The organism is Methylophilus flavus, from assembly GCF_042678905.1.
GTDB lineage: Bacteria > Pseudomonadota > Gammaproteobacteria > Burkholderiales > Methylophilaceae > Methylophilus > Methylophilus flavus.
The window spans coordinates 1-19,107 of sequence record NZ_JBHTLN010000007.1 but is presented as its reverse complement, the minus strand read 5'-3'; the positions used below and the strand labels follow the sequence as shown (position 1 = coordinate 19,107).

Annotated in this window: 19 protein-coding genes; 1 reads left to right on the top strand and 18 read right to left on the bottom strand. The window is 50.3% G+C overall.

The window, feature by feature from the left end; translation table 11 throughout:
• Positions 1–15: 15 nt before the first annotated feature.
• The 4 genes from ACFQ2T_RS13375 to epsA all read right to left on the bottom strand — a co-directional run bounded on the left by ACFQ2T_RS13375 (position 16) and on the right by epsA (position 5,253).
• A complete protein-coding gene (locus ACFQ2T_RS13375) occupies positions 16–1,584 on the bottom strand; it encodes a ShlB/FhaC/HecB family hemolysin secretion/activation protein (protein ID WP_379035258.1) in 1,569 nt (522 codons plus the stop codon).
• A gap of 233 nt (positions 1,585–1,817) precedes the next feature.
• The gene (locus ACFQ2T_RS13370) at positions 1,818–3,287 is read right to left on the bottom strand and encodes a hypothetical protein (protein ID WP_379035256.1); all 1,470 of its coding nucleotides are present in this window, start codon (positions 3,285–3,287) and stop codon (positions 1,818–1,820) included.
• 72 nt (positions 3,288–3,359) lie between these two features.
• Entirely contained in the window at positions 3,360–4,121 is a 762-nt protein-coding gene (locus tag ACFQ2T_RS13365; RefSeq protein WP_379035254.1) for a PEP-CTERM sorting domain-containing protein, read from the bottom strand.
• A 301-nt stretch (positions 4,122–4,422) separates the two neighbouring features.
• A complete protein-coding gene (gene epsA, locus ACFQ2T_RS13360; RefSeq protein ID WP_379035251.1) occupies positions 4,423–5,253 on the bottom strand; it encodes an XrtB/PEP-CTERM-associated transcriptional regulator EpsA in 831 nt (276 codons plus the stop codon).
• Between the two features lie 268 nt (positions 5,254–5,521).
• Between epsA and ACFQ2T_RS13355 the strand changes: the two genes are divergently transcribed.
• Positions 5,522–6,187, top strand: coding sequence for a lytic transglycosylase domain-containing protein (locus ACFQ2T_RS13355; protein WP_379035249.1), 666 nt, complete (start codon positions 5,522–5,524; stop codon positions 6,185–6,187).
• Positions 6,188–6,197: 10 nt separating this feature from the next.
• Here the strand turns inward: ACFQ2T_RS13355 and ACFQ2T_RS13350 are convergent, their stop codons facing one another.
• The 14 genes from ACFQ2T_RS13350 to ispD form a co-directional block, all read right to left on the bottom strand.
• A complete protein-coding gene (locus ACFQ2T_RS13350; protein ID WP_379035247.1) occupies positions 6,198–6,692 on the bottom strand; it encodes a type II secretion system protein in 495 nt (164 codons plus the stop codon).
• Positions 6,693–6,694: 2 nt separating this feature from the next.
• Positions 6,695–7,093, bottom strand: a complete 399-nt coding sequence (locus ACFQ2T_RS13345; RefSeq protein ID WP_379035245.1) for a type IV pilin protein — start codon at positions 7,091–7,093, stop codon at positions 6,695–6,697.
• Complete coding sequence (locus tag ACFQ2T_RS13340) at positions 7,080–7,610, bottom strand: type II secretion system protein (protein ID WP_379035243.1); 531 nt, start codon at positions 7,608–7,610, stop codon at positions 7,080–7,082. The genes ACFQ2T_RS13345 and ACFQ2T_RS13340 overlap by 14 nt, the downstream gene beginning before the upstream one ends.
• A complete protein-coding gene (locus ACFQ2T_RS13335) occupies positions 7,610–9,658 on the bottom strand; it encodes a secretin N-terminal domain-containing protein (protein WP_379035240.1) in 2,049 nt (682 codons plus the stop codon). The genes ACFQ2T_RS13340 and ACFQ2T_RS13335 overlap by 1 nt, the downstream gene beginning before the upstream one ends.
• A gap of 3 nt (positions 9,659–9,661) precedes the next feature.
• Positions 9,662–10,315 carry a hypothetical protein gene (locus tag ACFQ2T_RS13330; RefSeq protein ID WP_379035238.1) on the bottom strand — a complete coding sequence of 218 codons (654 nt, stop codon included), beginning with the start codon at positions 10,313–10,315 and terminating at the stop codon, positions 9,662–9,664.
• Positions 10,305–10,937 carry a hypothetical protein gene (locus tag ACFQ2T_RS13325; protein WP_379035236.1) on the bottom strand — a complete coding sequence of 211 codons (633 nt, stop codon included), beginning with the start codon at positions 10,935–10,937 and terminating at the stop codon, positions 10,305–10,307. The genes ACFQ2T_RS13330 and ACFQ2T_RS13325 overlap by 11 nt, the downstream gene beginning before the upstream one ends.
• Positions 10,934–11,551: a hypothetical protein gene (locus ACFQ2T_RS13320; RefSeq protein ID WP_379035234.1), complete on the bottom strand. Its 618-nt coding sequence runs from the start codon at positions 11,549–11,551 to the stop codon at positions 10,934–10,936. The genes ACFQ2T_RS13325 and ACFQ2T_RS13320 overlap by 4 nt, the downstream gene beginning before the upstream one ends.
• A complete protein-coding gene (locus ACFQ2T_RS13315) occupies positions 11,541–12,392 on the bottom strand; it encodes a hypothetical protein (RefSeq protein WP_379035231.1) in 852 nt (283 codons plus the stop codon). Before ACFQ2T_RS13315 ends, ACFQ2T_RS13320 begins: the two co-directional genes overlap by 11 nt.
• Positions 12,373–14,058 (bottom strand): GspE/PulE family protein, encoded by a 1,686-nt coding sequence (locus ACFQ2T_RS13310; RefSeq protein WP_379035229.1) that lies wholly within the window; start codon positions 14,056–14,058, stop codon positions 12,373–12,375. Before ACFQ2T_RS13310 ends, ACFQ2T_RS13315 begins: the two co-directional genes overlap by 20 nt.
• The gene (locus ACFQ2T_RS13305) at positions 14,055–15,230 is read right to left on the bottom strand and encodes a type II secretion system F family protein (RefSeq protein WP_379035227.1); all 1,176 of its coding nucleotides are present in this window, start codon (positions 15,228–15,230) and stop codon (positions 14,055–14,057) included. The genes ACFQ2T_RS13310 and ACFQ2T_RS13305 overlap by 4 nt, the downstream gene beginning before the upstream one ends.
• 5 nt (positions 15,231–15,235) lie before the next feature.
• Positions 15,236–15,658 carry a type II secretion system major pseudopilin GspG gene (gspG, locus tag ACFQ2T_RS13300; RefSeq protein WP_379035225.1) on the bottom strand — a complete coding sequence of 141 codons (423 nt, stop codon included), beginning with the start codon at positions 15,656–15,658 and terminating at the stop codon, positions 15,236–15,238.
• A gap of 186 nt (positions 15,659–15,844) precedes the next feature.
• The gene (locus tag ACFQ2T_RS13295) at positions 15,845–17,668 is read right to left on the bottom strand and encodes an ABC transporter ATP-binding protein (RefSeq protein ID WP_379035748.1); all 1,824 of its coding nucleotides are present in this window, start codon (positions 17,666–17,668) and stop codon (positions 15,845–15,847) included.
• A gap of 8 nt (positions 17,669–17,676) precedes the next feature.
• Positions 17,677–18,162: a 2-C-methyl-D-erythritol 2,4-cyclodiphosphate synthase gene (gene ispF / locus ACFQ2T_RS13290; protein ID WP_379035223.1), complete on the bottom strand. Its 486-nt coding sequence runs from the start codon at positions 18,160–18,162 to the stop codon at positions 17,677–17,679.
• Positions 18,159–18,890: a 2-C-methyl-D-erythritol 4-phosphate cytidylyltransferase gene (gene ispD / locus ACFQ2T_RS13285; RefSeq protein WP_379035221.1), complete on the bottom strand. Its 732-nt coding sequence runs from the start codon at positions 18,888–18,890 to the stop codon at positions 18,159–18,161. The genes ispF and ispD overlap by 4 nt, the downstream gene beginning before the upstream one ends.
• Positions 18,891–19,107 lie beyond the last annotated feature (217 nt).

The following is a 19,107-nucleotide window of genomic DNA, read 5'->3' as shown; positions in this document are numbered from 1 at the left end:
TTCGCTCGCACGCTGTTACCACTCATAGCCAACACGGAAGTGCAGCCTGTAATCACCATTTTCGACTTCAGGCGCATCATTCATTGCCTGCGCATAGTCAAGGTAAGAGAACCAACCTGTCGTCGTTTTCAATTTGAAGCCTACGCCGGCAGAATATATTTCATAATGCGGCTCCAGGCCTGCGGCATTCCTGATATGCACCCGGCCAGCATCAATGAATGTATAGGCATACATATCCTTGATATAGTCTGCGAACTGGTATTGCTTCAGGTACTTGGCCAAAGGCGGGGTGCGAACTTCAAGAGAACCGGAAATGCCGTCATCACCCAAACGGCTGGATTCAACATATCCCCGCACGGATTCCACGCCGCCAACACTGAACTGCTCGGTGGAAATAAGTGCCTGGCTCGCTAATTGCCAGGCGAGTTTGCCTTGCACGGCCCAGCCGGAATCGAAAGTGTAGAGATGTTTGGCATCGACACGCAGATAAGCATAATTGGCTTCAGACCCACTGCGTTTGCTGGCGAATTCTTTATTCGTATTGCCTAATAATGCCGGCGCCATATTCAACACAAAGCCAGCCTGGGTTTGGCCATAAGCGGACTGGATATTGGCATCGTAACCAAAAGAAGCCGCCCAGTATGAAATTGGCGTATCAATGCTGGTATCAGCACCTTGCAAGAAAAGGTTTTCTTTAAAAATCTTGTAGTCCAGACCAAAGGTCAGGCTATGGTAAAAACCGTCAGAAAGGGGCAAGGGCTTGATATAACGCGCACCAACGATATAACCCTTACCCAGTACGTTAATATCGCCGACGGCGGCAATATTACTGTCTGAGGCAACGGCATAAGCTGCGAAGTAATCGCCATTCATGCGCGGGATGATGTAAGTACCAGAAAACACTTTTACTTCGTTAAAGTCTTCCGGTGAAACCTGGACATTCAAGCCCAGGCTATGATCTTTCTGGAACAGATTTTCATATTTCAAGCCCGCATTTAATCGTAGCTCGGTCGTATTCGGTGAATAACGGTCATTCAACTCCAGATTGCCATGTACCGGCAGTTTGTCCTTCACCTGCAAATCAACTTCAACCGTACCCGGTGATTTGCCGGGACGAAGCACAGGCGTGACCTGACGGTTCTGGTTGCGGTTCAAAGTGCCCAGCTCTTTTTGCGCAGTAGGAAAATGCGGCACAGTGCCTTCAGCAAACTGCGGTGCCCTTGATTTTATCTCGCTGGGGGTGTGGAAATGTGAGTCCACAATCTGTAAACGTTCAACCTTGCCTTCGGTGACCAGCAAACGTACTGTTCCCTGGTTCACTTCCTGCTGGGGAATGCTGACGGAAACAGTCAGGTAGCCGGCTTCCTGATACGTTTTTTCCAGGGCAGCGCGTGCCTGTTCAACGTCTGCAATACTTTTTTCTTCGCCCATATAAGGATAAACAGCTTTTTCGATTTCGCCACTGTTTAAAACCGAATTACCATCTACCTGATATTCAAATACATTAAATCGCAATTCCTCTGTGGGAGCTAAAACTTGACCAGCCGTGTAGGTCTGCTCTTCAGCAAAGACCATGTGTGACATGCAACATGTCATCAATCCCGCACAGACAAATTTCAATTTCAAACTCAAAGCTTGCACCTTACATTCAAGAATGTTGCCACTCAACAGACCAGCATTCTCTTAAAGTTTTGTGTCATGCACATGAAACGGACTAGTCCGAAAATCGCATGAATCAAAAGAAAAAACGCACCCTCTTTTGAAGGGTGCGCCTATCAAGTATCTGCTCTGTTCAAGAGTAGGTTTTTAACTTTTTATTACTCGTACAACACTGCTGGTGAGCAGTTGTTACCGAAGTTTGTGAATTTAGCTTTAACTACACCAGCTTCACAAGTTGTGTTGCCGCCGTCTGGGTTCAATGTCAAACCACGCGGCAATGTTGCGCAAGCAGCCGCCGTTGGGTTTTTCAAAGCGTTAACGATAGTAGTTACGATCGTTCTTTGGAAACCAGCTGGAGCAGAGTTAGCAACGAATGCCTTCATTTCCATATGGAAAGGATAGGTACCTGCAGCGGCAGCGGCACGTGCATTCACTACGTCACCAGTTTCTGGATGTGAACCGTCGATCTTGATGTAACGATAGCCATTGTTAGCATTGTTTTCTACAGTTGGGTCATTTTCCAGTGACAATACGCCGATGGCATAACGTGAACCAGCAGCAGCGTTGCTTGCTGTGGTAATGTTAGTTTTCACGTTACCTGAACCGGAGTTCTGGATCACTTGGTAGTTACCAGTTGTAGAAGTCGTTGGCAACAGCAGGTTACCACCCAGGCATGGGTTACCCAGGAAGAACGCGTTGGAAGATGCTTGTGAACCGGAAGTATCTACACGGCGCTGGATAATCACTTTCTCGCCATCATCTTCACCCAGGATAGGGAACCAGGATTCAGCAGTCTGTACAGCACCACCTTCTTGAAGGATAGAAGCGATCTGGCCTTTGGTCAATGAAGGAGCCAATGCTGGTGAGTATGAAGAACCAGACTCAGAAATACCTTGAACTTCTTGCAGCTTGCGGTACAGCGGAGTAGAAACTGCTACACCAAAAGCCTGACCCAGAAACGCGTTGCTAACTACACCAAAGCTAGATACATTACCGCCACCAATAGTATTGGAGAATAATGTTGGTTCTACGTCAGAGAAACCACCAACGATTTGTTGTGGGGCCAGTGGGTTGGCTGCCAGTGCTGCAGCGTTAGCTGATTTGTTTGCAGCAGTTTGCACACCAGATGCATCCAAAGCGATTGAAGCGCCAGATTGTGCACAACCTTTGTATACATCAGCATTGTTTGCAGCATTGGTTGCATCAGTGTAGCCAGTTGCCAGTTTTGTGCAGCTTGCGTTACCAACATAAGATACACGTGCTGGTTTTGTACCATTCGTAAATGGTGTGAATGCATTCAGTGAACCGCCATCTACAGTGTGGTACAACACAGAGATACGTGTACCACGTGTACATGCGTAAGCAAAGAAGTTACCCAGTGAGCCTGGTGTTACAGCTGTGCTGGAAGAAGCTTGTGCCGTGAAAATAGAGCCTGTACCCGCCTGGCAACCTTTGACCCAGCCTTCATAGATGGATTTAGTTGGTGCTGATGCACCAGCAATCCAGGCTTGATCCAAAGTACCTGCACCACGTGCAGCTTCGATTTGAGCTGGCGTAACACCTGCTGCAGCCAATGAACTTACAGACAAAGCTGCCAGTGCAAATGCGATTTTTTTGATGTTCATCATCATATTTCCCTTAAATTTTTTGAATCAGCAATCTTGAAAGAGCAGAGGGGCTCCTGCAGAGCCCCTTTTTTATTATTTTGCAGATTTGCGGCGACGTGCAGCAGCAGCTACCACGCCTAGGCCCAATGCCAACAAAGCATAGCTTTCTGGCTCTGGTACTGGCAGTGTTGTCTGTACAGAAGAGATAGTCAGCAGACCGGCATTAGTGAATGTCACTTTGGTGTTGTTGAAGAAGAAGTTATCACCAGCACCGTTTGATTGCTTTTGCACGGTTTGATACAGGCTCATTTCACCACCCAGCAAGGCGATAGAAGTTGGACCCTGGTTACCATTGTTATCATTGGCAAAATAAGTGAATGGGTCGTTGTTCTGGTATACCAGTTGGTTAAAAGCACCAACTGCTGTTACCAGCGGCGCTTTGGAAATTGCAACTGATTCTGGTGCATTTGGATAGTTAACCAGATCGTAAGAAGTGATCATGCCACGTGCACCTGCAGCAGAACCTGCACCTAATTGATCACCGGCAAATACGTTGTAGTAAGTTGTGCTTAAGTTTGCACCACCGATAAATGACTGGAATGCTGCGTTTGCACTCAGGTCAAATGAGAATGAGCTGTTAGAGCTGTCAAAATTTGAATCAGCATTATCAGTACCGATTTCGTTCAATGTGCTGTAGAAATAACCGGTATCAACAACTAAAGCAGAATTAGATGTGCGATCAAAAATAGTCAGGAACAAAGAACCGTTACCTGTAGATGGAACGTTAGTAGCGCTAGCTACGCCAGATGCTGTCAAAGCCAAAGCAGCGATTAAAGCCTTCACTTGGAATTTCATAAACTTCTCCTCAGATTTCTAACAAAAATAATAAAAAGAACAAACTACAAACTTGCTTCAATAAAGCAGTAAATCTCGACCTGAAAAATTATGGATTGCCAGCGTGACGGTAGGATTCGAAAATCTAGTCCGTCTGGACTAGCCCAATCGGGCTAATCAAATCGTTGCTGGCATCCACATAAAAATCCTGTTTATTGTAGAAAGCGAAGATGACAGTTTTGAATTCAGGACTAGTCCTAACGGACTAAAAGAAGGCTGTTGCAGAATAAGTTTTGGTGACATTGCAGCAGAAGCGGGAACATTACTGTTTACGTGTAATCAAGCCCAGCTTGAGTGCCTTGCTGGCAGCCTGACTGCGGTTTTCGACATCCATTTTCCTGAGGATGTTTTGCACATGGTTTTTGATCGTCAGTGGACTGATTTCCATGATGCTGCCGATTTCCCAATTGGTTTTGCCCGCCTGTAACCACTCGAGCACTTCGAGCTCACGCCGGCTTAAAGGTTTGACCCGGCTGTTGCGGGTGGTAGTGGAGAGCACCGAGGGACATTTGTTGGCAGTGACTTTTTCGATGGCACAGTGCAGGTGAGGCATCAGCAATTCCAGCAGATGCGCAGTTTGCGCATTTACGGGTGAGCTCAAGCGGCCAAACATCACCAGCGTGGCAATGCGGCTGTGTTCGTTACCAAAGCCATGTACGACAAAGCGTTTGAGTTCGGAAGCACTCATCCTGCCGGCCTCTATCTGCTCAATGGCAAAATGGCTGTTTTGCTGGCTCGGTATGTCGGTATGGTAAAACACCGGCATGCTGAGTTTGCTCCACTGCTCGAATGCCTGGCTGACCAGGCCATCTGCCTCATGCAATACCTGATCAAATTGTGTATCGCCAAAATAGCGGCTGGAGGTTAAATATTCGTAGTCATAAGTAGGCCGCTCAGTGCCGCGTACACCGACGATCACCACTTCATGTGCCATCAGACATTGAAAGCCACGTTGCAGCCAGTTAAAGAAGTGGGACCTGTGCTGCAAACGCAATGACTCCTCAATCACCTCCATAAATAGCGAGCGCTGTTCCTCATTCAGCGCCAATCCCCACTGGTCATTGGCCTGATCCGTCCCTGTTATTGTGCTCATGTGTTGTTCACATTGGTATAAATGCAGCATAGTTTGCGCAGAATTTGTGACAGAAAAATGATTGCGGTGTGTCAGTTGATTGATAAATTCATGACAGTGGATTACTGCAGGGGACTAGGCTTGCAAATCACAGTTTTGTTGACAAAAAAAGGCCTGCATTCGCAGGCAGGAATAATGATGAAATGTTGCGCCTACGGCTGCTTGATTGTATTTAAGAGAAACAGACTGTCTTTTCCATGTCATATGGAGATGGCATTATTTTCAACACATGGTATTCACGAATCCAACGCTTCTCAGGCACTTTATTACGCTCTCGCTGCTAGTCAGTGCGGGTGTGACCCATGCTGAGCCTGCCCTGGAAGTACAGCATCTTGCGAACCAGATTTTGCTTGATGATTCCAGTGAGACTGAGCTGGTCATCAGCAATACCGACCAGGATGAAAGCTTGCCTGAGTCAGGCACCACCCTTTCCCAGTTAAAAGCAAAGAATTTACGCTGGCAAACCGGAAGCATTCCTTACCAGGCTGAAGTGCAGGCCGTCGCACTGGCAACGCAAGTAGACCCGGCATTGATACACGCGGTGATCGCGACTGAGTCTGGCTATAATCCGCAGGCACAATCGAAAAAAGGTGCCTATGGCCTGATGCAGGTATTACCGGCGACGGCAAAATCCCTGTCCGCCATCCCGGTCAGGCAATGGTCTGTACGCCAGCAGATTTTATGGGGCTCACGCTATCTTAAGAGCATGCTGGAGTTGTTCGGCGGGGATGTGACACTGGCACTCGCCGCCTACAATGCCGGGCCGAACGCCGTCAAAATGCGGCAAAACACGCTGCCGCCATTTGCTGAAACGCGGCAGTATGTGCCTAAAGTATTAAGTTACTATCGCGCATTCAAAATCCGCTTGCCGCACGAAACATCACCTTTGGAATAACAGTGAAAAGTTAACGGTTACTCCACGCCAGTTCCAGGTCTGCCAGTGTATTGGGCTCATAGATAAACTGCCACTCCCGGTAGTGCTTGGCGCCATTAAAGCCGGATTCAAACTCCTGGTAACCCGCACTACGGATAGGTTGCAGCAATGACTGGCTGTGCACACCCACAATGCGTCCGTTACGAAACATCAGCGTCATGCCTTGCCTGGCAAAAAAGGGATCAGTATAGAGTTTGCGCAGATGCCTTTTGAGTACAGGAAAACGTTTGTCTTCGACAAGTTCATTCAAGGTCATGGGAAACTGCTTGACCGGTTGCGGCGTGGATTCGTAATAACGCCCGATCGCCAGCCGATAAGCTTCACCCACCTCCAGTAATAAGGCTTCGTTGGCACGCTGTGTCTGTTGTTGCCACATCACGGCCGCACCCTGCATGCCGATTGCAGCGATCACTAGCGTCACCATGACACCAATATAGGAAAAGCCTGCCAGGCGTCTAGCTGTCACAGCTACCAGTCCGTGTAGAGGCTGCCATCTGTCGCCTGACCGGCAGCACTGCTGTGCAAGGTATAGACTCCGCCTACCAGTGGCAACTCCGGTGGTGTCACGATCCAGGTATCATTATTTTCAACAATGGCATCCCAGGGTAATTTGTCCAGGTAATGCTTGTCTACCAGCTCCTGCAAGGTATCAGGGTACTGGCCCTGATCAGAAAAAAATTCATCCAGCGCCTTGCGGGTAGTCACCAGCTGTTGCTTGAGCGCCTGCTCCTTGGCACGTTGCACGCCGGAAAAATAACGTGGCACTGCCAGCGACAATAATAAGGCCAGAATCGACAACACCACCAGCAACTCTACCAATGTGAAACCGGCAATACGCTTGATCATACGATGTCTACCATTGCGCATACGGTACTCCGTTAATCCCGGTTTGCGTACTCAGGGAATACACATCATAAACATCCTGGCCATAGCGAGGCGATTCCGGCGGGCTATCATAACTGCGCAAGCCCCAGCCTATTGCAGGGCTTACACCGGCAGTTTGCTGGACTTTGAGCATGGGGTCCTGGGGCACCCGGCGCAGGAAGCGCAATACCTTGCGTTTGGGGTCTTTAATATCCTGCACACCCTCAGCCAGTATCTGCAAATTCGGCGGGTAACCGCTGGCATCGGCATTTTTCTTGATGCGCCCGTCATCCGCCGCTTTTTTATAGCTATCAATCGCGCGGCGTATCTCGCGCAACTGCTCACGTAGTTGCTGCTCTTTTTGCCGCTGCAAAGTGAGCTGCACCATAGGCGTAGCGACACTGGCCATGATCGCAACTATCGTCAGCGAAACCATCAGTTCGATCAGGGTAAATCCGCTGCCACGGTTCAAGCGCCTTGCATGAGCACGCACACTTGCGTAGGGATACACCAGCCACATTACGGAATCACCTTGGGCGATGGCAAGGTGGTCGGTGATTGCTCCTGTACGCTGCCGCCATTCACGTTGTTAGACATGCCCGGCACCGTCGGCGTGATGTTTGAAGAAGGAAATGTGCTGGCAGGTTCAGGCGGCGGCGGAAGCGCATCCGGCGATGGTATGCTGGCCTCAGGAGGCACCGGTGTATCAGGTGACTCAACCACAGGCGGGTCAATCGGCTCATTCAGTTCCCGCTGGCGCTGTAACTGTTGCTCACGTATCTGCTGGCCGCGCGTCAACGCCGGCGTCAGTGGCGTGGTATTCAACAATGGTTTATCAGAAATCACGGTGTCGGTACCACTCCAGTACTCGGAGAAAGTCGCTTCCGGCAAGGTGACATTGCTGATCACTTTAGGCGTGATCGCCAGTACGATCTCGGTCTTTTGTTTCTCGTCATTATGGCGGGAGAACAGCCTGCCCAAAATCGGAATCTCTCCCAGAAACGGCACTTTGTCAGCATTCTTGCGCTCGGAATCCTGGATCAGGCCCGCCAGGATTTGCGTCTCGCCATGTTTCAGCCGCAGTATCGTGCTGGCATTACGCGTGCCGATGTTAAACACCCTGGAGTTATTGCTCAGGGTCACCGCCTCGCCTAATGAGCTGACCTCCAGGTTGACTTTGATACTGACGAAATCGTCGAGCATGATGCGCGGCTCCACCTCCAGCTTCAACCCGACATCTACATAAGACACACTTTCGGAGGTACCGACGTTAGCGGTGGTATTGGTGGTGATCACCGGCACTTTGTTACCAACCAGCACTTTGGCTTTCTCGTTATTTTTAACACGGATACGCGGGTTGGACAGCAGGTTCAGATCCGTATCAGTGGTCTTGAATTGTATGCTGGGGTTAGGGCTGACACCGATATTGGATGACTTAAGGTTCTTCAAGGCTTCCAGCGTTAGCGGGCTATTCAGTACTGTCAGTGAGCTAGGATAGATAATCCCCAGGTCTTGCAGCTTGCCGCGTGTGATTTCCATCACTTCAATTTCCAGCATCACTTCCGGGTCGGCAATGTCCTGCGCCTTGATCATTTTCTCTGCCAGGGCCAGTACTTCCGGCCTGTCCCGCAATACCAGCATGTTCAGGCGCTCATCGACATAGACATCGCGGATTTTAAGGATGGTACGCAACATGTCCGCGCACTGTTTGGCACTGGTATTGGCAAAGTAAAAGTTACGGATCAGCAGATCCTGGTAATCCTTGTTTTTTTGCTGGGTGGCGGGATACACCAGCAGGCTGTTGGGTGACAGCACTTTTTTCTGCAAGCCGTTACTGGTCAGCACCATATCGATCGCATCTTCAATGGGCATTTTTTTAAGAAACACCGACGCCTTCATTTCCGGCTTGATATCTTTATCCAGGATAAAGTTGACGCCAGTGGCACGGGATAATGCCTCGAACACCACTTTGATATTGGCATCACGCAGTTCCAGCGTCACCGGTTTGCTTAAGCTGGTTTGCAACTGCGGCAATGCCGCACGTGAACGGGTTTCCAGCGCAATCAGCTGTCTTTCCAATGCTAATGCCTGCTCGTTGGTCGGTTGTTCCAGCAGGATATCGCGTACCAGCTTCAGCGCTTCTTTGGGCTGATCTATCTTCTGTTTCGCCTCTTCCAGTTGCTTGCGTAATATAATCTCGCGCTCGCCCGCTCTCTCATAATCCAGGGCCTTGGGATGATTGGCATCCAGCGTCAGTATCCGTGTGTAGATCTGTTTTGCTTCAGCAATATTGCCTTTGGCATTGGCCGCTTCGGCTTCGAAAGAAAGGGCATTAATCGCCTGTTCCCGTTCGCGGTACCAGCGATTGCGTAATTCCACATCACCTGGTTTTTCAGCCACCAGTTTAGCTAACTCGTGCACTTTGCCCTCAGGGGTGGTGGCCGTGAGTTTAGGCGGGAACAAACTGCAGGCAGCCAGACCAACGGCGACACACACCAGGAATAGCGTGCTCCGTAAACGGGTTGGCAGCGCGGTTGAGCGATGAGATTGAATATAAGAATGACTCATGAATTATTGTTCTAAAGGAATATTGTCTTCAGTATCCGCCACAGACTGGCGTTGCCCTGCTGCGGCGGTTTTGGCCTTGCTCAATACCACTGCCTGACTAAGCGGCAGGTAAGTGAAATACACAGATTGCGCATCTTCACTATCCAGCCGCCATTGCGGGGTCACCTGGCTTTTCAGCCTGGGCATCAGTACTTTTTTCTGCTGCATCAGGATCACCGTACTGCCTTCCGGTACATCCTGCATACTGCCAACGTAGGTGTAAGGTAAGGGCGGTGCTTGCGGCGGTGGCGGCGGTTGTGGTTTGACTGGCGGTGGCAACCACTCGTGCGCGGTAAACAATGCATGACTGACTTTGGCGGGTAACTTTCGCGGCAGTACAACAGGAGTGAGGGCTTCTACGGCGACAGGCTGCGCGGCTTGATCATGACCGCTATCCAATTGTGGTTCGGAGACTGTCACTGTTGCTGGCGTAGCGGCTACCAGAGCACTACTCTTTACAGGGGCAGCAGTGGTCAATGTGCTATCTGCAACGACGACCTCATCAGCCGCCTCCTGTTCGGCTGACCATTGCCAGTACACCAATGCAATTGTCAGCAGCAAGCTGATCCATAACAGCGGCCGCCGGGATGTTTGTGCATTAGCCGCCTCAAGTCGCATGCTCACGCCCTCCGCGGATAAACATGGAGAATGTCAGCGTCGTTTCAATCACCGACTGTACCGTTTCGTTCTTGCGCAGTTCCAGCCCGGTCAGCGCCATGGTCGGGTAACGACGCAGCACTTCACTGATAAAACGGCGACAAGTGACATAGTCCGACTGGATGGTGAAACGCATATCAAACTGCTGTATTGGCTGCGGGCCGACAGCGGCCTGATGTGCCTGCCACTGATAATCGCCCACATTCAACGGTATATGATGCTTCTGTGCCAGCGCGGCGACCTGCAACATACGCGGTGATAACTCGCTACTGGCAGGCAGTTGCTGCCACAACTCCGACAGGGTGACAGGCTCAATTGCCTCTTCGGGCGTTGCTGCTGTCTTTACCTTTTTTGCAGCAAGCGGCGTGGTTTCAACAGACGTGGCGGGCTGCAATTTCAGATGGGCGATTTCCTGCTCCAGTGAAGCAAGCCGGGCAGTTTTTTCAGGTTGTTGCTGTATCAAATATAGCCAGACGACGATGAGCACGCTGCTGGCTAACATAGGCAACCAGCCCAGGTACCAGGCGCTGCGTCTGGCTAACCAGACCAGCCCTGTCATGGAAGGCAGGCGCAAACGGTTCATGGCTGCCACCCGCCCTGAATCTCAAAGCTCACCGGGCGTTGTGGATGCGTTTCAATCACCTGGTGTTTTTGCAGATGCACTTGCGTCAGCACTGCTTCTTCCTGCAAATGACCCACGTATCTCAACAAGGTGTTGTAATCTTTGGCTTCACCGGACAAGGTGAATTGCCCACGCGCGGCATCAGGTAACAACTGTAACAAGGCAACGTCCTTGATCTGCCTGGATTCCAGTGCCTGTAGTAGATCGAACCAGCGGATATTCAATTGCTGCGTAATGGTTTCTGCTTCTTTTTCCTGCGCCTGGGTCAGTGCGATGGCTGCCTTCTTTTGCGCAGTTGCACGGGCATTCTGTTTTGCCTCTTCCGGTGTTCGTTCAGGTGGCGCTTGTGCGACGATTGTTTTTTGTAACTGACTGGCTGCGTTATTCGCTTGAATCAGTTCTGCCTTGCGTTGCTCCATTGCCAGCAATTGCGCACTGACATCGTCATCTGCATGCCAGGCAGTCAATACCAGCAAGGCACACACGACTAACAGTAAGACACCCGGCCAGCGCACCTTTTGCCAGGCAAACGCTGGCTGGGCAAATTCAAAATGGTAATTCGGGTTAGGCCACATGTGCGACCTCTTGCCACAGCGAGGTGATCGCCTCAGCGGAATACAGGTTTTTCCAGGTCAACCGGCCTGCCAGGTGTTGCGACAACCTGCGCCCAACCGCAGCCACAGGCTCGCATCCGGGTTCACTCAACCAGTAGCAGGCAGAGGCCTGCACACCCAGTAAAGTCCGCTCGCGGAGCAGCCATGCCGCCATGCTATCTACTTCGGCCAGATCACTGACCAGGCTGGCAACATGGGTGACTTCGCCTTGTTGCAAATGGAGTAATCGCAGCATATGAGGCTCTGCACTCACTACCGTACCATCTGCTGGCAGACTGGAATGCGCCCACAGTGCGCAGGTATAAGGTTGCACTGACATGTGCAGATATTTGCGTGGCGCAATCAGGGTTTGTGCGGCCATATTTTGCAAGACCGGCGTGGTGGCGAGTAAAGAAGCATGGCTTTGCAGCACATCCTGCATACGCAACGGCCATTGCACCGCTGTCTCACCATAGGTTTTGAGCAGCATGGCGCGTGCATACGCTTGCAGCTCAGTGCCTGATAACGCACTCGCCTGGCCGGATTGTTGAATCGCCGGTAATAACATCAAATGCACATGCTGGTCTGCCAGGTAAATTTCGATACGCTGCCAATTAGTCGCTGGCAGTTGTGCTATGACGGCAGTCATGGCTGCCTGTAACGCCAGAGACTCAGTGCCTTCCAGGGTTGCTTGTGCGGTCACTCTGCGCGGTTGCAAACCGGCAGCCCAGTATTCAGCCAATATGTTGTCAGCCGTCACCAGCATCCGCGTCAGGCCGCACCATCGTATTTGGCTGAGCATATCAGGCAATAAACGTGACACGGTTGATCTCCTGCAAGCTGGTCATGCCCGCACCCGCAGCGCTGACTGCCGCTTCGCGTATGGTACGCATGCCATTTTTTGCAGCGGCTTCTTTGAGCTGACGGATAGGTTCGCGGGCAATGATCATTTCACGCAGCTCGTCGTTCAGTACCAAGACTTCCGCCACCGCTTTACGGCCTTTATAGCCGGTACCGCGACAATGTCCGCAGCCTTTGGCATGTTTAAAGGTCATTCCCACGACCTGTTCCGGCGTCAGGCCTGAGGCTTCCAGTAGCTCGGCATCCGGCACCAACGGTTCGGCACATTGGGTACACAAGCTGCGTACCAGCCGCTGGGCAATAATGCCATTGACGGCAGACACGAAGTGATACGGGTCTACCCCCATATGCATAAAGCGGCCTATCACATCCAATACACTGTTGGCGTGCACGGTGGAGAACACCAGGTGACCAGTCAATGCTGCCTGTACCGCAATTTGTGCGGTTTCCGCATCACGGATTTCACCGACCATGATTTTGTCGGGGTCGTGACGCAGGATAGAACGCAGCCCGCGCGCAAAGGTCAGGCCTTTTTTTTCGTTGACCGGGATTTGCAATACGCCTGGTAATTGATATTCCACCGGGTCTTCAATGGTGACTATCTTGTCAAAACCGGTATTCACTTCCGAGATCGCTGCATACAAAGAGGTGGTTTTACCGCTACCAGTCGGGCCGGTCACCAGTACCATGCCGTAAGGTTCACTGGCCAGCTTCCTGAACCTGGCAATCACATCGTCATCAAAACCCAGCGCTTTCAGGCTCAATCCCTGCGCCTGCTCGGTCAGGGCTTTACGGTCCAGTACCCTTAATACCGCATCTTCGCCAAACGCACTCGGCATAATGGACACACGAAAATCGATCAGGCGATTCATCGCATGGACCTTGAAACGTCCATCTTGCGGAATCCGTCGCTCGGCAATATCCAGTTGCGCCATCACCTTGATCCGTGAAATCGCCTGCTCGGCGCTATCCAGACCCGGGCTATTGGCAATACTGGCCATCACGCCATCAATACGGTATTTCACGGCCAGGCCGCCAGGATGCGATTCCAGGTGGATATCGCTGGCACCGGTTTTCAAGGCGTCATATAAAGTAGAGTTGATCAGCTTGATGATGGGGTTGGCATCTTCATGGATGGACTTGAGCGAAAGTTGCATCACAACCTCCTCTTCGCCCTCCTTTGTCTGGTCTTCGTGCAGCCCCATGCCATCCATGGCACGCATGGTTTCTTCTTCACCGGCCAGGTAAGCGCTGATATCCAGCCGGTGTGCCAATCGCCATGTAAAGGACTGCTGCACCGCATGCTGTGCCCATAAAGGTAATTGCTTGTCGAACGGGTCAGCAAATATCAGTATCAATGCCTGATTTTCATCATAAAAAGCCAGGCATTCTTTTTGTTGCGCCTGGTTATAACTGATCACATCGAATGCGACCTGCCATTCGCGCATTTCACGCATGCTGGCTACCTGGTAATGCAGCAGGCTAGCCAGCTGATTGACCAGTGCCTCGCTATCTAAAGACAGTAACTCTTCCAGCACTTCGATGACACGCCGTTGTTGCTGTTGCGCCAGCGTTTGTGCCTGCGCAAACACATCCGCTTGTAGCGTGGTTGGTAAAGGCTGGTTCATTGGATCTGCCCTGCCAGTTCAAAGATAGGCATATACAGTAGAAGTACGACGACACCAATCACCAGGCCAATAAACAGCATCAGCAGGGGCTCAAATAACTTGGTAAACCAGTCTATCCAGCGCGCCAGCTCTTCGTCATAAAAACCGGCAATACTATCCATCATCTGCGCCACGTTGCCGCCACGTTCGCCTACCAGCAGCATGCGTTCGCCAATCGGAGTGGTCATGCCAGCCGTCTTGAATGCATGCGACAATGGTTGCCCCTGGCTGATCATGGTTTGCGCCTGTTGCAGGCTGAGTGCCATGCTGCTGTCCAGCAAGCCGCCCAGCGAATCAATCGCTGTCATGATGGGCGTACCGCCCGCCAGCAACATACCCAAGGTGCGGTAAAACCGTGCCAGTTGATATAGCTGTAATTTGGCTCCCACAGCCGGAATACGCCAGATAGCCCTAACCATGGCTTGCCGCATGCTGGGTGTTTTAAATACCAGGATCAGCCCGATGATGCTGCCGACCAATATGGCGAGCATGGTTTCACCATGTTGTGAAATCAGGGTGCCCCACTGCAACATCATTTGCGACATCCAAGGCAAATCTGCGCCTGTACCTTCATACACGCTGCTAAATTTGGGCACCACAAAGCCCATCAGGAATGCGATCACCAGGCCACCGACGATAATCAGCAGCATGGGATAAATCGATGCGCTGATGATCTTTTTCTTTAACAGCGATACCTGGTTGTCGTAAGCGATGTAGCGGGATAAGGCATTACCCAAATCACCGGTACGCTCAGCCGCTTTAACGGTGGCGAAATAAAGCGGAGGAAATACTTCCGGCTGGCGCTCAAGCGCGGCAGAGAAGGACTTGCCTTGTTGCAAAGACTGCAAGATGCCTTGCAATACGGTACGGGTATGGTCCTGGCGTAAGGAAAGTGCTTCAATCGCTTCGACCAGATTCAATCCTGACTGCAATAAAGCCAGTAACTCCTGGCTGAACAAAGCAAGCGGGAAGGCCTCTTTTTTTAAACGTTTTTTGCCGGATTTATCCAGTTGCAGGGAAACCGGCAGCAAGCCTTTAGACTTTAACTGCGCATAGGCATCCTGCTCATCGTTGGCCTGTAACTCGACCATGGTCAGTAAAGAGCCGTTTAAGACTTTGGCTTGATAGCGCATGTCAATTACCAGCTGGTAATATCCTGCGACTCATCAGTGCCGCCCACCTGGCCATCTTTGCCATAGCTGAATAAATCATACTCGCCATGCTGGCCCGGGAAACGATACTGGTAAGGCTTACCCCACGGGTCATTCGGCACTCCCTTCTTCAGGTAAGGTCCGCTCCAGCGGGTGTCATTGTCGGTGTTGGCCATCAGCGCATTCAGGCCTTGCTCGGTAGATGGGTAATGGCCGACATCCAGGCGGAACTGGTCCAATGACTGCTCAAGCGCAGCAATTTGCGCTTTAGTCGTCTTCACTTCAGACTTGCCAATCTGCTGGAAATACTTGGGACCGACATAGCCTGCCAGTAAGCCGATAATCACCATCACCACTAATAACTCTAGTAAGGTAAAACCGGCACTGCTTCTGACCGAACGCTGCGTCATCCAATATTTCTCCATGAAAATTTGATGACAATACTAAGCAGTTCAGATTGCAGAAAAGTGGCAGCAATGTGACAAATCGCCACAATTGTAAATTTATATTAACAATGATGGCGATGCGTAATTTGAAGAGTTGCTAACTTTAAAGTTGGCTAGCTAGGTTGCAACAACAAGATGTTTAGATGCACACTATTCACCCAGAAAACCACCACTCTGGTGCGCCCAGAGCTTGGCATAAATGCCATTCTCCTTCAGCAGTTCATGATGAGTGCCAGTTTCGACGATGCGCCCTTTATCCAGCACCACCAGTTTATCCATGGCTGCAATTGTTGAAAGCCGGTGCGCAATCGCAATCACGGTTTTGCCTTCCATCAGCTGGGAAAGATGGTGCTGAATGGCTTGTTCAACTTCTGAGTCCAGCGCGCTGGTGGCTTCGTCCAGCACCAGGATAGGCGCATTCTTGAGCATGACGCGCGCAATGGCGATACGCTGGCGCTGACCACCGGATAGTTTCACACCACGTTCACCCACATGGGCATCATAGCCAGTACGGCCCTTGGCATCTCGCAGTGTCTGGATAAAGTCGTGCGCTTCTGCCTGCCTGGCAGCGGCCACCATATCTTCCTCAGTCGCGTCAGGACGTCCATATAGAATGTTCTCGCGAACTGAGCGGTGCAACAAGGAGGTATCCTGCGTCACCATACCAATCTGCTGCCGTAAAGAATTCTGTTTAACGCCAGCTATCGACTGGCCATCAATGCGTATTTGGCCAGACTGAATATCATAAAAGCGCATTAACAGATTAACAATGGTTGATTTCCCGGCACCAGAACGCCCTACTAAACCTACACGTTCACCTGGTCGTATATTCAAATCAAAACTTTGCAACAAAGGTAATTGTTGAGCATAGGCAAAATCTACCTGATCAAACCTCACTTCGCCTTTAGGTACTGAAAGTGCCGGTGCATCAGGCTGATCAACAACGTCATTAATCACGGATAAAGTATTTACACCATCCTGCACCGTGCCAATTTGCTCGTACAGTGAAGTGAGTTCCCACATCACCCAATGAGAAATCCCATTGAGTCTCAGGCTCATCGCCATCACAGCAGCCACGGCACCCGCCGCCACTAATCCTTGCGACCAGAGCCATAGCACCATGCCGCCACTGGCAATGATCAGGCACATATTCAGAAAGTGATTGATACTCTCTACGCAACTGACCATGCGCATCTGGCCATGCACAGTCTCCAAAAACTCCTGCATGGCAGATTGTGCATAACCCGCTTCTCTTCCTGCATGCGAGAATAATTTGACCGTAGGGATATTGGTGTAGGCGTCAGTAATACGGCCAGCCATCAGTGCACGGGCATCAGCTTGTTTAATTGAAACTTTGGCCAACCGTGGAATAAAGTAAAAAAGGGCACAGCCATATAAAACCAGCCAACCTAGAAATGGCAGCACCATCCATGGATGAAAATTACCTACAACTGTCACGATGGTGGTGAAATAGATCAGCACGTACACCATGATGTCAGCCAGAATAAACCAAACGTCTCTGACTGCCAGTGCAGTTTGCATGACCTTGGCAGAAACCCTTCCGGCAAACTCGTCCTGATAGAAGGACATGCTTTGATTCAACATATGCTGATGAAATTGCCAGCGCATGCGCATAGGGAAGTTGCCGGCCAACGTTTGATGTTTGATCAGCGTTTGCAGCAAAATAATGACCGTACTACCGACGAGTATAGCGACCACCCAGGTCAACGTTTGCTGGTGTGTATCCCACAATTGTTGTGGAGCAATCGCAGTCAGCTTATCCACCACCTTGCCCATCAATGCGAAGAGTAATGCCTCAAATGCGCCAATACAGGCCGTCAGTATGGTCATGAATAAGATGTACTTACGCATGCCATATGAGCAGGCCCACATAAATGGCCAAAATCGAGTGGGCAGCTTTTGAATAATGTCGCGCGGGAAAGGAGAAATCAATCCCTCAAATTTGGAAAACAATCGCATGATTAAAGGTGTGTGTAGATCAGAACAACGGCTTCGGCAGCAATGCCCTCACCACGACCGGTAAAGCCCAATTTTTCGGTAGTTGTAGCTTTAACGTTAATAAAATCGGTATCGACCTGACAGTCGCTGGCAATATTCTCTCTGATGCTATTGATATAAGGCCCTAGTCTTGGCGCTTCACAGATCACAGTGGCATCTACATTGCCGATATGAAACCCTTTGTCAGTCAGCAGCGCAACTACGTGCTTTAATAGCTCACGTGAATCTATCCCTTTATAACGCATATCCGAAGGGGGAAAATGCTTACCTATATCACCCAGCGCCGCTGCCCCTAATAAAGCATCGCAAATAGCATGCAGGAGTACATCGGCGTCCGAATGCCCGTCCAAACCCAGTGGGTGAGGAATATTGACGCCACCAATGATGCAATCGCGACCACTGACCAGCGCATGCACATCAAAGCCGTGGCCAATTCTAAAAGGCGTCATAAATTTCCTGTATCACTCAAACTTAAAGTTGCTGTTTCGATCTGTGCAGCCTGGATTAATGCAGTAACAACGGTTAAATCTTGTGGGTAGGTGATTTTCATATTTTTTAAATCGCCCAGAACCAATTTAGGCTGATGCCCCATCCACTCCATCGCTTGTGCTTCATCTGTCGGATGCCGCTGCAAGTAGGTGGTTAAGGCCTGTTTTAACTGACCATGACGGAACATTTGCGGAGTTTGTGCCTGCCATAATTTTTCGCGAGGTATCGTTTCACTGATCAAAGCATCAGCATCTGAGCGCTTCAGAGTATCAGCTAGCGGTAACGCGAGAATGGCACCAACTTCCTTATCTGATATCGCATTAATCAGGCGATTGATCAATACCTGATCAATACCTGGTCTAGCCGCATCATGTACCAGTATCCAATCGTCAGCCTCTATCGAAGCCGCTATCGCCTTCAAACCATTAAGTACACTGGCGGCACGCGTTTCACCACCCACTGACATTACGCGTGTTTTATGACAATCGTTCAGCAGTGCTGGTTTCCAATATGCATCTTTATCCGCAATCACAATGGTGATACTGGCGATTTCAGGCATGTCCTCAAAAACATCAACTGCGTGCCGCAATAATGGTTTGCCATTAAGCGTTAAATACTGCTTGGGAGTTTCTGATTGCATGCGAGCGCCATGCCCAGCACTGGGAATTAAGACATGATATTTAGCCATCCATCCATTTTAACATGCCACGCTTAGCTACTTGTCCTCTGATTAGCCCACTTGGGCCAATGACAGTTGTGGTTAGTTTTTATATGATGCTTGTAAACGAGGGAGAAGACTCAAACAACAGCCGTACAACGCAGACCAATACTGACCCAGCGGCGTGAATCATTGGTAGCAAGCAGTTCCCCAATACAGATTTCATGGCAGTCTATTAAATGTTTTA

Coding starts and splice junctions, on each gene's coding strand:
- ACFQ2T_RS13375 (WP_379035258.1), bottom strand. CDS start 1,584: ATGTCACACATGGTCTTTGCTGAAGAGCAGACCTACACGGCTGGTCAA.
- ACFQ2T_RS13370 (WP_379035256.1), bottom strand. CDS start 3,287: ATGATGAACATCAAAAAAATCGCATTTGCACTGGCAGCTTTGTCTGTA.
- ACFQ2T_RS13365 (WP_379035254.1), bottom strand. CDS start 4,121: ATGAAATTCCAAGTGAAGGCTTTAATCGCTGCTTTGGCTTTGACAGCA.
- epsA (WP_379035251.1), bottom strand. CDS start 5,253: ATGAGCACAATAACAGGGACGGATCAGGCCAATGACCAGTGGGGATTG.
- ACFQ2T_RS13355 (WP_379035249.1), top strand. CDS start 5,522: ATGGTATTCACGAATCCAACGCTTCTCAGGCACTTTATTACGCTCTCG.
- ACFQ2T_RS13345 (WP_379035245.1), bottom strand. CDS start 7,093: ATGCGCAATGGTAGACATCGTATGATCAAGCGTATTGCCGGTTTCACA.
- ACFQ2T_RS13340 (WP_379035243.1), bottom strand. CDS start 7,610: ATGTGGCTGGTGTATCCCTACGCAAGTGTGCGTGCTCATGCAAGGCGC.
- ACFQ2T_RS13335 (WP_379035240.1), bottom strand. CDS start 9,658: ATGAGTCATTCTTATATTCAATCTCATCGCTCAACCGCGCTGCCAACC.
- ACFQ2T_RS13330 (WP_379035238.1), bottom strand. CDS start 10,315: ATGCGACTTGAGGCGGCTAATGCACAAACATCCCGGCGGCCGCTGTTA.
- ACFQ2T_RS13325 (WP_379035236.1), bottom strand. CDS start 10,937: ATGAACCGTTTGCGCCTGCCTTCCATGACAGGGCTGGTCTGGTTAGCC.
- ACFQ2T_RS13320 (WP_379035234.1), bottom strand. CDS start 11,551: ATGTGGCCTAACCCGAATTACCATTTTGAATTTGCCCAGCCAGCGTTT.
- ACFQ2T_RS13310 (WP_379035229.1), bottom strand. CDS start 14,058: ATGAACCAGCCTTTACCAACCACGCTACAAGCGGATGTGTTTGCGCAG.
- ACFQ2T_RS13305 (WP_379035227.1), bottom strand. CDS start 15,230: ATGCGCTATCAAGCCAAAGTCTTAAACGGCTCTTTACTGACCATGGTC.
- gspG (WP_379035225.1), bottom strand. CDS start 15,658: ATGACGCAGCGTTCGGTCAGAAGCAGTGCCGGTTTTACCTTACTAGAG.
- ispF (WP_379035223.1), bottom strand. CDS start 18,162: ATGACGCCTTTTAGAATTGGCCACGGCTTTGATGTGCATGCGCTGGTC.
- ispD (WP_379035221.1), bottom strand. CDS start 18,890: ATGGCTAAATATCATGTCTTAATTCCCAGTGCTGGGCATGGCGCTCGC.